Origin of the sequence: Biomaibacter acetigenes (assembly GCF_003691585.1) — a bacterium.
Taxonomy (GTDB): domain Bacteria; phylum Bacillota; class Thermosediminibacteria; order Thermosediminibacterales; family Tepidanaerobacteraceae; genus Biomaibacter; species Biomaibacter acetigenes.
Window position 1 is genome coordinate 2,819,318 of the sequence record NZ_CP033169.1, and the last position, 13,035, is coordinate 2,832,352.

The window sequence follows — 13,035 nt, forward strand, 5'->3', positions numbered from 1 at the left end:
AAATTTAATGTCAATGCCAAAAATGTAAGGGAAAACTCTGTAATCTTAAAAGAATAAAAGGCGACAGCTAAAAATCTTCCGCCTCCGGCAGATTTTTCCCCTGTCGCCTCCCCTTTTTATTATATGCGAAAACCGAATCATGTGGGTAGGAATAAATAGATTTTACTTTGCTAAATCCTTATTAATCCCACATTGCGCCTCCCACATCTCACTTCTTACTCTGCAGGTATTCGTGGATGGATTTGGCCGCCTTCTTTCCGGCTCCCATAGCTAGAATGACTGTGGCCGCTCCCGTCACGATATCACCTCCGGCCCAGACCCCTTCTCTTGAAGTCTTGCCGTTTTCGTCGGCGGCGATGTAGCCGTGTTTTGTAAGCTCAAGACCTTCCGTAGCTTTTATGAGCAGCGGGTTTGGGCCGGTGCCTATGGCTATGACCACCGTATCCACATCCATGGTGAACTCGGAACCCTTTACCGGAACCGGCCTGCGGCGGCCTGAAGCGTCAGGCTCTGCGAGTTCCATGCGGATGCATTCCATACCTTTGACCCATCCCTTTTCATCGCCTATGATCTGAACAGGATTTGTCAGAAAGTCAAAGATGATGCCTTCTTCTCTGGCATTCTCGAATTCTTCCTGCCGTGCGGGCATCTCTTCTTCGGAGCGGCGGTACACTATATGGACCTCGTCGGCTCCCATCCTCAGTGCCGACCTTGCCGAGTCCATAGCTACATTGCCTCCTCCCACCACCGCCACTTTTTTGCCCACCTTTATGGGGGTGTCGGTTTCGGGGAAGGAATAAGCCTTCATGAGGTTTATCCTGGTCAGAAATTCATTGGCCGAGTACACGCCCAGGTAATTCTCGCCGGGGATGCCCATGAATTTAGGCAGGCCCGCCCCGGTGCCGATAAATACGGCCTCATATCCCATGTCAAAGAGGTCATCCACGGTGAGCACCTTGCCCATAACCATGTCGGTCCTGACCTCTACTCCCAGTTTCTTTATGAACTCCACTTCCTCCTGAACTATGGCTTTGGGCAGCCTGAATTCCGGAATACCGTATACCAGCACTCCCCCGGGCTTGTGGAATGCCTCAAAAACCGTTACATCATAGCCAAGTTTAGCCAGATCTCCGGCACAGGTCAGGCTTGCCGGACCGGAACCGATTATAGCAACTTTTTTGCTGAGCTTTGCGGGAAGATCCGGCACCTGTACGCCTTTAGCCCTTTCCCAGTCTGCCGCAAAGCGCTCCAGGCGACCTATACCCACGGGTTCTCCCATCTTACCCACTACGCATCTTTGCTCGCACTGCTCTTCCTGGGGACAAACCCTGCCGCACACGGCCGGCAGACTGTTGGTCTCCTTTATCACTTTTATGGCACCATCAAAATCCCTTTCCGCAATCCGCTTTATAAATTGAGGGATCTGCACCTGCACGGGACACCCCTGTATGCATCCCGGCTTCTTGCACTGCAGACACCTCTGGGCTTCATTTACTGCATCTTCTTCAGTGTAGCCCAGGGCCACCTCATTGAAGTTGCGCCGGCGAACCTCAGGCTTTTGGGCAGGCATGGGTGTTTTCTTTTTACTCTTATTTAACGGCATCACTGTCAGCCCCCTTTATCTGTTCCGTTAATTTGCATTCATGGGACCCATGGAATCTCTCAAGGGATATCTTTTCCTCATCCCTGTAAGTGGCCAGCCTCTTCATGAGCTCATCGAAATCTACCTTATGGCCGTCAAAGGCGGGGCCATCCACGCAGGCAAATTTTATCTCTTCACCTACACTTACGCGGCATCCTCCACACATTCCGGTACCGTCCACCATGATGGGGTTAAGGCTCACCATGGTGGGTATGCCATAGGGCCTGGTTATTTCCGCCCCTATTTTCATCAAAATAGGAGGACCTATGATAATTATTTCATCAAATTTTTCACCCTGCTCCAGGAGTTCCTTCAGTACAACTGTCACAAATCCATGGCGGCCTTTTGAGCCATCATCGGTGCAGACATACAGCCTGTCGCTAACTGCCTTCATCTCATCCTCAAAAATCAGCATATCAGCCGTCTTGGCTCCTATTATGGAAACTACTTCTACACCCTGCTCGTGAAGCATCTTGAGCTTGGGGTAAAGAGGCGCAACGCCGAGGCCTCCGCCTACACCCAGCACCTTTTTGTGGTGGGGAAACTCCACTGGCACTCCCAGAGGACCCACAAAGTCCTGGATAAAGTCACCGGCCTTCAGAGTCCCCAGCTCCCGGGTGGTCTTGCCCACTTCCTGAAATACCACGGTGACGGTGCCCTTTTCTGCATCGTAATCCGCAATGGTGAGGGGAATTCTTTCTCCCCCTTCTTTTATTCTGAGTATTACAAACTGACCGGGTCTGGCCTTTTTGGCCACCAGCGGCGCATCCATCACAAACAGCTTGATGGAGGGCGCCAGGTCCCTTTTCTCAAGAATTTTAAACATGGTAAACCTCCTCATCATAAAATACAATATACAGGATAATTTCTATATTCAATTAAAAAATCCTTTCAACCGGTGATGTATACTGAAAAACACTGCTGCTGCAGGTTTAAGCCTCTCCCTCTTTAAAATAAAACTTCTTCGCCATTACATTCACCCTGAGCACATTTAAAGCAGTCATATATTCCACCGATTTTTTTACTTCATCCTGAACTACCGTTAAAAGGGATTTTAAAGGCACTCCATATTCTACTACCAATTCCAGATTTAAAATTATTCCCTCACTGTAATTTTCTATAATCACCCTGCCGCCGGGAGCTATTCCCTTTACCTGGCGGGCGGTATAAAGGGCTATCTGGCTCACGGTGGTATCGGATATGGTATATTTCCCCAGGTAGCTGTAAGTCGGCCTTACCACTGATTTTTCAGCAACAATTATATCCTGTTTGCCCTTTTTATAAAATATCTTGAGAGGGTCCAGCAGGTATCCCGAAAAATCCTTTTTTATCTCCAGGGTTGGCACGGGAATTACATGTTTGCCATCAAGGTTTCGCACACGCTGGGCCGTATTTATTTCCGAAGGAGTGGAAATGTCTTCGATTTTTATGACCTTTTCAGGTTTGGGCAGGGAAAGGGCCTTGCATATGGCCGCTATCATATTCTCCGAAGTACCTATGAGCAGGATGCCGTTCACTTTCAATTCCTGTATTTTATTTTTAACTTCAGCCGCATGGGATGGGTCCTGGAAAATTGCCCTTCTCACTGCTCCCAGCTTGGTACTTTCCCTCTTGGCCGAAATCCCCGTCACCACTCTGTTGCCGTAAATCAAAAGCCCATCGTCAATTATATACTCTATATTGTTTTGTCCGGCTACCAGCTGGGCCTTGTGGCTCTTGCCGGTACCGCTCTTCCCTATCAGGGCAACAGTCCTCAAACAAATCAGTCCTTCAAATATAGGTGTTGATTCCGGTATAAAAGTCACATCCCTGCCGGACTTCTTTTCTACACTGGAATCAGTGTTTAATTAAATTATCTTGTCTCTTTATTTTATACCATATTAACAACTTATTTTCAATTAACAATTTAATCAAAGGTTTTTCGTTAATATTCTACTGTATTGTTATATTTTTGTCAATCCTATGCAAATTCTGCATTTCCGGTAAAAAAAATCCCGCGTCTTTCGACACGGGATATTTTCATTCTTTTGCCGGTTTAAAATTGCTCAAGAGGGTGTCCCACAACGAGGGAGTCGTATAACCCAGCCTCCACAGAGCTATGCCCTTGAGGCCTTTTCTGATCACCAGCTTTGCCTTGGCATCCACCGAAGCCTCGCTTTCCATCCATATCTGGTGGAATACACCATTTGCATCGGTATATGTACCGTAGGCCAGGCCGGATTTTTTGTCCAGGGTGAGTTTCAGCCCGTATTTTTCCTTAAGTTCATCGGCAAATAAGAGGCCGGGAATGGTTGTCCCGTTTCTGGTGGCCAGCACCGTGTATTTGCTGCCATTGCTGGCCCAGTCATAGCCGTAGTAACCTATGCCAAGAACCACTTTTTCAGCTGGGATTCTGGCTATCGCATAATCCACAACCTCTTCCACCCAATCGATGCCGGATTGAGGTTCGGGGGATGCAGGGTTTTTATCGTAAGCCATCAATACCACAAAATCGCTGTATTTGCCCAGGGTTTCATAGTCATAACCCGGCCACCAATCGGCCTTTTCGGTTTTGACAGGCAGAGAAAGGTTCAAGGATTTCCCCCCGGCATGCAGGGCTTCGGAAAGACCTTTTATAAATTCATTGAATTTATCTTTGTCTTGTGCCTTTAAAAATTCAAAATCTATATTTACACCGTCGTAACCTTCCCGTTCAACCACTGTCATTATCTGATTCACTAACCGTTTTCTGGATTCCATCGTGGAAAGGACCTTTTGCAATTTGTTCCCATCCATCTCAAAGAGCAGCATGAAGATTTTTAGCCCTTTTTCTTTGGAAAGCTTGATCACTTCCTCATATCCATCGGGGACCTTGATCCAGCGGGGACTTGCATAGTTATCCGTTACATCTCCGTTATCATCCAGAGTATACCATTTTACCGCAGTGGAGGACATCCTGTCATAGTTTTTCATAAAATCGTCATAGGATTGGGAATAGTAATACCCCAATATGTATTTCGACAACTTTTCACCGGTGTCGATGAACACGGTACAGGTGGAATTTTCCCATGAAACCGCAGCCCCAAAGGCCTCGGTAAAAAATCTCAGCGGCACCAGAGTCCTGTTTTTGCGCATCACCGGGGGAGCATCCAGCTTCACCGGATTCTGATTGACATATGCTGTAGAATTGCCCACTTTCAGGATTACAGTTTTGTCTCCCTTATAGGCTGTGATGGTGCGGGTATTTTCGTCCCAGTTTACTGTGGCACCAATGGCTTCGCTAATCTTTCTGAAGGGCACCAGCGTCCGGTTGTTCTCTATAACCGGCGGCACATCAAAATTCAACACCTGTCCATTCAACATAACTTTTACATAGCTTGCAGCTGAGACAGGAACCGGAACAGCGGCCAGCATCAGCAAAAGCGCAGCCAGAATACCCGGCACAAACCTCCCCTTGAAAATTTTCTCAAACTTCATGTCTTCTCTCCCTTCAATATTATTTACTACAAAACTTGCTTTAAAAAGCGGCAACTATTTGCTGTTTGCCACTCCTTTGCTACCAATGTCTTTCTCAAAAACTACTGCCGCTCCAATGAAGACTTGATTTTAAATTTTTCCCTGAAAAGGCATATGATGATATTACTTGCCAATAAATATTATAAAATACACCGGCATGTGTTTCAATACAATGCCGGTGTATTTAATGATAATGTAATGTCAATGTAATCTCTTCGTAACAAAAGGGAATAATAATAAAATGGTGCGCCTAGAGGGATTCGAACCCCCGCAAAACCCGGCTCCGGAGGCCGGTGCTCTATCCCCTGAGCTATAGGCGCACTTAATTTCACGGACAGGTAATACACCCATCGTCCGGTTCATTTTATTTACTGTTGTAATATAAATATACCTTAAATTCATAACTAAGTCAAGCAATCCTCTTGACAGGTCTCTGTTTTTTATCCATTTAAAAGGTTCAAACAAAATAGTGTTCGTTTAACTACCCCTATTAAAAAATTTCTTGAGGGGATATTGACAAAATTTTAACTATGTGTTATTTTAGGATTGTGAATTAATTAACAAGCAGGCGTTAACCCTGCATTTCCTTTTAATCAACAATTATACAATGGAGGTTTTAAAATGAAAGGTTTTGCAATGCTTAGTATCGGTAAAGTCGGTTGGATTGAGAAGGAAAAGCCTGCTCCGGGACCCTTCGACGCTATCGTAAGACCTCTGGCAGTGGCCCCCTGCACTTCGGATATTCACACCGTTTACGAAGGGGGCCTTGGTGAACTTTACAACGCAGTGCTAGGCCACGAAGCTGTGGGAGAAGTAGTCGAAGTCGGTAGCGAAGTAAAAGACTTTAAACCCGGCGATAAGGTGATCATACCTGCTATCACTCCTGATTGGAGAACGTTAGATGTTCAACGTGGTTATCACCAGCACTCCAGAGGTATGCTCGCTGGTTACAAGTTCACAGTCCAAAAACCTGGCGTGTTCGCCGAGTACATCCACGTTAACGATGCAGATATGAATCTTGCTCATTTACCTGAAAGTATCTCCTTAGAGGCGGCCGTCATGATCACAGATATGATGACCACCGGTTTGCATGGAGCCGAACTCGCAGAAATAGAATTAGGCGCATCGGTGGCGATTTTCGGTATTGGCCCAGTGGGTCTTATGGCGGTCGCCGGTGCCAAACTGCGGGGTGCTGGAAGAATTATTGCCGTAGGCAGTAGACCAGTTTGTGTAGAGGCCGCAAAGTACTATGGAGCTTCTGATATTGTAAACTATAAAAATGGTGCTATCGACACTCAGATTATGGATTTGACTGAAGGCAAAGGCGTCGATGCCGCCATCATCGCTGGAGGAAATGCTGACATCATGGCTACAGCAGTTAAGGTTGTTAAATCCGGCGGCACCATAGCTAATATAAATTATTTTGGCGAAGGAGATGTTCTGCCTATTCCTCGTCTTGAATGGGGTTGCGGTATGGCTCATAAAGCCATAAAAGGTGGGTTATGCCCCGGTGGACGTCTAAGAATGGAAAGGCTTGCTGAGCTTGTTATTTATAAGCGCGTCGATCCTTCTAAACTTGTCACTCATGTTTTCCATGGCTTTGACAATATTGAAAAGGCACTAATGATGATGAAAGATAAACCAAAAGATCTCATTAAACCCGTTGTAATATTAGCATAAAAAATGGGGCCTTAAAGGCCCCATTTTAAATTTGCAGAAGGGTTCTTGAAAATTCTGCTTTATATTTGATTTGTGAGACGCCGACCTCCGGTGGTTTTATACATGTAGTAGGCGAAACCTATTATGAAAGGCGTTATCAACTGGGTCAGGGTAAAAAATCCTATCCCCCAATATTGATTGACATAGTGCACCAGGAACAGAGGATTTTCCCGCACTGTCTCCTCCATCAAGGCCCGCAGCAACTGATGGTACCAAAGAAAAGACCAGAACTGGTATCCCGCGGGTACCCCCTTTTTCTGGAGATATAGAAACCTCACCAGCAGTATCAGTCCTATGGATGAACCTATAAGCTGGGCAGGCCACCGGCCGAAGGAAAATTCCGTCATCCTCCCCAGGACCTCCTGGTTAAATATATTTCCAACCCGCACTATGATATAACCGAAAGAAAGGCCCAGGACGGTCCAGTCCGCAATGATATTTGGATTTATCCCATGTCTTCGGCAGTAAGGCCACCCTGCAAGAAATCCTCCCAGCAGCGCACCATGCCAGGAAAGACCACCTTCCCAAATTTTTACTACCTGTACCGGGTCCGTCACAAACCACTGGGGGTAATTTGTCAGCACAAACATAAGCCGCGCTCCCACAACGCCGGCGATTATTACAAGCATGGCAAGGTTCAGTAAAAAGTCCTCGTCAATCCCGCTTTTCTTGCCCATTACATAAAGATAATAAGAACCCAAAAGAAAGGAAAGGGCCATGAATATCCCGTACCAGTGGACGGCGATGGGGCCTATCTTAAAAGCATAGGGACTTAAATTTAATAGCATGAAAGCACCTCCATTTTACTTTTTCAAATCAAAGTATGTGCCCAGGGATTTTACTATCAACCTGTCTTTACAATATACTTCCCCTTCGGCGACAATGATGGTCTTGCCTTCTTTTATGACCTTTCCTACTGCTCTCAATCTCTCTTTTATGGGGCCGGGAGCCAGATAGTTTACTTTCATTTCCACAGTAGTGGGAAGCGCCCCGACGGTCCTGACTGCCACTCCCATGGCGGTATCACAAAGGCTTGCCGTAGCGCCGCCGTGGGCTATCCCCAAGGCATTGAGGATACTCTCATCTACGGTAATTTCAACCACCGCCATACCCTTCCCTAATTCCACCAATTCCAACTTCAATAGTTTATGGTAGGGAGAATTAAAACTTTTATTCACAATTTCTTCAAAAAGTTCCTGCTTTATCCCTTTGTTCACCGGATACACCAAAACTCCTCCCAATCAAATATATCTTTATATAATTTCCTTTTTTGATAGTATCAAAACATATCCATAAAAACAAGTGTCTTAACCAATATTTAACCTGAATATTATTTTAACCATCAGTAAACTATAAAAAAGAGATACTCTGTAAAGGAGGAAAAAATATGGAGTTTGAAAGGGCCCAGGAGATAGTGAATTCTCCCGACACTTATGAAGTGTTCTATAAAAACAAGCTGGTCTGGATTAACGGCCTTGACCCCAAAAGTAAAACGGTTCATATTAAAATATTGAGCGAAGATTTCACCGAGGATGTACCGGTAAATGAACTTAAAGAAGGAAAAAATCTACATTAAAAGGTGTCCGCTTTGGGACACTTTTTTGATACCGTTACTTTTTTAAAGATATTACATAAAGATATTTTAATAAGTAAAAAATATGTGTAGACATTTTTCCGGAGGTGATATTTTTGTTAAGCTGTGAAGTATCATTATACCCTATGGAAACCACCAATTCCGACCAAATTATAAACCAGGCCCTTGCTGCCTTACAAAATCAAGGAGTTACCTGTGAGGTGGGCACCATGAGCACTTACATTTCGGGCTCACCGGAACAGGTATGGCAGAGCATAAAGACCCTTTATGATACAGCATCTTCCAGAGCAAAAGAACTTTCCATGGTAGTAACTATATCCAATTCTACAAAATAGGGGCTTTAAAGCATCTGGCATCACTCATATCTGTTTCTTTAATATATAAGGGACCGGGGTACCAGAGCCCGAAGAAAGTTTAAAGAAGCTGCAATGCAGCTTCTTTTTTATACATATACATGACGCCGAATATTCAGCATTTTAATCGCCCGTTTTTTTATTTTTTGTCAATATACCTTGTTTTTATATAATCCTACAATATGATTAAAATTAAGCATTTTAAATTGATATATTATGTTCTATATGAATAATTGCATTTACATGCATTTCATGTGATTTATGACTTGTTTTCTTATGCCTTATATCCTGTATCCAATCTTTAAAAATACATTTTGTGTAATAATGTTGCATTATTTCCGGCATGTTTCTTGCTACTTAGACCTCATGGAGGATTTTTTACCCAAATATTATATTCACGGAGGTGATGTGCATAAAATACATGTTTTACTTACCATAATCGTTTCAAATTATTAAAGGGGGAAAATCGAAAATGGAGGAAAAAAAAGGTTTGTCAAAACTGGCTTATGGCATGGCCCCTGGTGAAGAATATATTCCCTATGTACCGGCAGACAAGGCCATGGCCGAATTTACCACTTTTTCTTTAATCCTTGGTATTATTCTCTCAATTGTGTTTGGTGCTGCCAATGCTTATCTTGGGCTTCGCGTGGGAATGACCGTCAGCGCTTCCATTCCTGCTGCGGTGGTATCTATGGGGATAATTAGAGGTATCCTGAAAAGAGATTCTATCCTGGAAAACAACATGGTACAAACCATTGCATCTGCCGGCGAATCTCTTGCGGCAGGTGTAATCTTTACCATTCCGGCACTTTTTCTGTGGAATACCAACCCCAGCATAATGAGGGTTTCATCCATTGCCATTTTCGGCGGTATTCTCGGAGTGCTCATGATGATTCCCCTCCGCCGGTTCCTTATAGTTAAAGAACACGGTATCCTGCCTTACCCCGAGGGTACAGCCTGCGCAGAAGTTCTGGTGGCCGGTGAAGTGGGCGGCGTCAGTGCCAGGACGGTTTTTGAAGGCCTTGGCCTTGGAGCCCTTTACAAACTCATAGCCGATGGCTTCAAGCTTTTCCCCTCAGAGATTGAATGGACTATCCCCGGTTTTAAAGGTGCGGCCATAGGAGGCGATATCCTCCCCGCACTTTTGGGCGTCGGATTCATAATCGGTCCAACCATTTCGGCTTATATGCTGGCCGGTGCCGTGTTGGGCTGGTTTGCCTTTATACCTCTTATTTCCCATCTGGGAAATTATATCCCCCAGGCCATCTATCCCGCTTCGGTCCCCATTTCCGAACTGGACCACTGGGGCATTTGGAGTTTTTACCTGAGATACATCGGTGCCGGGGCCGTTACCTTCGGAGGCCTGGTAAGTCTGATCAAGGCCCTGCCCACCATCGTTAATGCATTTACACAATCTATCTCCGGTTTTCAGGTAAAAGAAGGAACAGGCGTACTGCGCACAGAAAACGACATTTCAATGAAATGGGTCCTTCTGGGAGTTTTAATATTGATCATCGCCATAGCCTTTTCTCCCCTCATTCCTGTGGGAGTCCTGGGGGCGGTGCTGATCGTCATATTCGGCTTTTTCTTTGTTACGGTGTCTTCTCGTATTGTCGGTATCGTTGGAAGCTCTTCCAACCCTGTATCAGGAATGACCATAGCCACACTGCTGTTTACCACCGTGCTGTTCAAGCTAACGGGCTTTAGCGGAATGCCCGGCATGATTGCCGCCATTTCCGTAGGTGGAATCATCTGTGTTGCAGCGGCCATAGCCGGCGACATCTCTCAGGACCTTAAGACAGGATTCCTGGTGGGAGCTACTCCCCGGCGCCAGCAGCTGGGTGAAATTGTGGGGGTTGTGGCTTCAGGCCTTGTAATAGGCTTTATCCTGATCATGTTGAACAACGCCTATGGTTTTGGCAGCAAGGACATCCCGGCACCTCAAGCCACCCTTATGAAAATGGTCATAGAGGGCATCATGAGCGGCAACCTGCCATGGCCTCTGGTTTTCGTAGGCTTCGGTTCCGCTGCAGTCATTGAACTTTTTGGAATCGCCTCGCTGCCTTTTGCCATAGGCCTATACCTGCCCATCCACCTCAGCACTCCCATCATGCTGGGCGGCATTATTCGCGGCATCCTTGAGAAGACGGAAAAAATCCGAAGAAACTCTGAAACAAAGGGTAGAAAAGGGAGTCCTGTATTCCTCGGGTCTCATTGCCGGAGAAGGCATCATGGGTATACTGATAGCGGTTCTGGTAGCTGCCAAGCTCGACATCGCCTTTGGCAACGATGTCCTCGGAAAATACGGCGGCCTGATCCTTTTCCTGGTGCTGACATACACTTTGATACAGAAAACCTTTGCAAAAATCGCAAAAAAGTGAGAAATATGATATAATCAATGGAGGAATAATTTAGTAGGAGGGGAGTAAATCCCCTCTCCACTTTTCTTTTTGGAGGTAGGCGGTGAAAAAAGAACCCAACCTGATGCTCCTTATTCCATATCCCAGTGAAAATATTTCAACAGTAAAAAAAGATGACGGTCTAATCCGGATCAAAATTACAAGAAAGGGCCTCCTTTTTAAAATCTTAAAGTTTATTTTCTATAATGTCCCCGAAAATATCACCCTCGACCTGGATGAAGTAGGTTCAGCCGTATGGGAACTATGTGACGGTAAAAATACCGTCTATGATATCTCAATAAAAATCTCCGATAAATTCGGTCAAAAAGTTGAGCCCCTTTACCCAAGACTGGTAAAATATTTAAAGATACTCAAGGAAAACAATTTAATTAAATTCAAAGACAATGGAGGTAATAACATGTCAAAGCTGGACAATTTAATCGATTCCTGGAAGGATGAAATAGTGGAGGAGACCCGCAATTTAATCAAAATCAGGAGTGTGGAGGAAAAAGCAAAAGATGACAGGCCCTTTGGAGACGGCCCCTATGAGGCGCTGCAGTATGCCCTGAAACTCTCCGATAAATTCGGCTTTACTACCAAAAACCATGAAAACTATGCAGGCCATGCCGAGTGGGGTCAGGGGCACGATATCGTAGGTATCCTGGTGCATCTGGACGTGGTCCCCGAAGGCACGGGCTGGACATATCCACCCTATGAGGCAAAGGTGGTAGACGGCAAGATTTACGGCAGGGGCTCCAGCGATGACAAGGGCCCTACAGTAGCGGCCATGTATGCGTTGAGGGCCGTAAAAGAAGCGGGAATCCCCCTCCAGAAAAGGGTAAGGATCATCTTCGGCACCAATGAGGAGAGCGGCTGGGGCTGCATGAAGCATTACTTTGACGAGAAAAAAGAGGAAGTCCCCGTCATGGGCCTGTCTCCTGACGCCAACTTCCCCATCATCAACAGGGAAAAGGGTATATTGATATTCAATATTGAGAAAAAGTTTGAAAGCCGATCGGAAAAAGTAAACATAAAATACATGAAGGGCGGTCAGAGGCCGAATATGGTGCCGGATTACTGTGAAGCCGGCATAGAAGTAAAAAATGAGCTTCGGGATGAAATAAGACAAAGATTTAATAATTTTATAAAAGACAAAGATGTACACCTGGAACTTTCCGATTCCATTGACGGCTTTATCATCAAGTCCCATGGAGTTTCCGCCCACGGCAGCACACCGGAAAAGGGTAAAAACGCCATAGTTCCCCTGGCGGAATTCCTCGGTTCACTTGCTGCCGGTGAAAATGATGTCACAGCTTTCTTAAACTTTATAGCCCGGTATATAGGAAAGGAAGTTCACGGAGATTCTTTAGGCATTCACCTTATCGACGAACCCTCGGGAGATCTCATATTTAACCTGGGTATGATTGAAATGGATGAGGAAAAGGGCAAGCTGGTAATAAATATCAGGTATCCTGTGACCTTCAAGGGAGAAGATGTTGTTAAAAAGCTGGAATCCAATCTTGTTCAAATAGATAAGGATTTGTATCTTTCAGATGTGTCGGATAATCCTCCCCTCTACGTACCGGCAGATTCGCCCCTGGTCAAAAAACTCCAGAAAGTCTATAAGGAAGTGACCGGAGAGGAACCGGAGCTCATCTCCATCGGCGGCGGCACTTATGCCAGGGCCATCCCCAACGCCGTTGCCTTCGGCGCCCTCTTCCCGGGCAAACCGGAACTGGCCCATGAAAAGGACGAGTACATCGAAATCGACGATCTCATCAAATGCGCCAAGATCTATGCCCATGCCATAGCGGCACTGGCAGGAGAATAGAT

Annotated in this window: 10 protein-coding genes, 1 tRNA gene and 1 pseudogene; 5 read left to right on the plus strand and 7 right to left on the minus strand. The window is 45.5% G+C overall.

Annotation, left to right across the window (positions count from 1 at the left end; all coding sequences use genetic code 11):
* Nucleotides 1-208 precede the first annotated feature (208 nt).
* From gltA to D2962_RS14410, 5 genes are all read right to left on the minus strand, one after another.
* The gene (gene gltA, locus D2962_RS14390) at nt 209-1,603 is read right to left on the minus strand and encodes an NADPH-dependent glutamate synthase (RefSeq protein WP_122015392.1); all 1,395 of its coding nucleotides are present in this window, start codon (nt 1,601-1,603) and stop codon (nt 209-211) included.
* The gene (locus tag D2962_RS14395; protein WP_122015393.1) at nt 1,590-2,468 is read right to left on the minus strand and encodes a sulfide/dihydroorotate dehydrogenase-like FAD/NAD-binding protein; all 879 of its coding nucleotides are present in this window, start codon (nt 2,466-2,468) and stop codon (nt 1,590-1,592) included. Before D2962_RS14395 ends, gltA begins: the two co-directional genes overlap by 14 nt.
* A 106-nt stretch (nt 2,469-2,574) precedes the next feature.
* Complete coding sequence (locus D2962_RS14400) at nt 2,575-3,399, minus strand: Asp23/Gls24 family envelope stress response protein (protein WP_120766769.1); 825 nt, start codon at nt 3,397-3,399, stop codon at nt 2,575-2,577.
* A 262-nt stretch (nt 3,400-3,661) separates the two neighbouring features.
* Nucleotides 3,662-5,098, minus strand: coding sequence for a stalk domain-containing protein (locus tag D2962_RS14405; RefSeq protein ID WP_122015810.1), 1,437 nt, complete (start codon nt 5,096-5,098; stop codon nt 3,662-3,664).
* A 281-nt stretch (nt 5,099-5,379) separates the two neighbouring features.
* Nucleotides 5,380-5,457: transfer RNA gene (locus D2962_RS14410), tRNA-Arg, on the minus strand.
* A 301-nt stretch (nt 5,458-5,758) separates the two neighbouring features.
* Between D2962_RS14410 and D2962_RS14415 the strand changes: the two genes are divergently transcribed.
* Nucleotides 5,759-6,817, plus strand: a complete 1,059-nt coding sequence (locus D2962_RS14415) for an NADP-dependent isopropanol dehydrogenase (protein ID WP_122015394.1) — start codon at nt 5,759-5,761, stop codon at nt 6,815-6,817.
* Nucleotides 6,818-6,876: 59 nt separating this feature from the next.
* Here D2962_RS14415 and D2962_RS14420 read toward each other — a convergent pair whose 3' ends face one another.
* Nucleotides 6,877-7,644, minus strand: a complete 768-nt coding sequence (locus D2962_RS14420) for a prolipoprotein diacylglyceryl transferase (RefSeq protein ID WP_120766750.1) — start codon at nt 7,642-7,644, stop codon at nt 6,877-6,879.
* Nucleotides 7,645-7,659: 15 nt separating this feature from the next.
* Entirely contained in the window at nt 7,660-8,082 is a 423-nt protein-coding gene (locus tag D2962_RS14425; RefSeq protein WP_245984731.1) for a PaaI family thioesterase, read from the minus strand.
* Between the two features lie 161 nt (nt 8,083-8,243).
* Here D2962_RS14425 and D2962_RS14430 point away from each other — a divergent pair, with 161 nt between their 5' ends.
* From D2962_RS14430 to pepV, 4 genes and pseudogenes are all read left to right on the plus strand, one after another.
* Nucleotides 8,244-8,432, plus strand: a complete 189-nt coding sequence (locus tag D2962_RS14430) for an H-type small acid-soluble spore protein (RefSeq protein WP_122015395.1) — start codon at nt 8,244-8,246, stop codon at nt 8,430-8,432.
* Between the two features lie 113 nt (nt 8,433-8,545).
* Complete coding sequence (locus tag D2962_RS14435; RefSeq protein ID WP_120766752.1) at nt 8,546-8,785, plus strand: YkoF family thiamine/hydroxymethylpyrimidine-binding protein; 240 nt, start codon at nt 8,546-8,548, stop codon at nt 8,783-8,785.
* Between the two features lie 490 nt (nt 8,786-9,275).
* Nucleotides 9,276-11,184, plus strand: a pseudogene (locus D2962_RS14440) (OPT family oligopeptide transporter).
* Nucleotides 11,185-11,266: 82 nt separating this feature from the next.
* Entirely contained in the window at nt 11,267-13,033 is a 1,767-nt protein-coding gene (gene pepV, locus D2962_RS14445) for a dipeptidase PepV (RefSeq protein WP_122015396.1), read from the plus strand.
* Nucleotides 13,034-13,035: the final 2 nt, after the last annotated feature.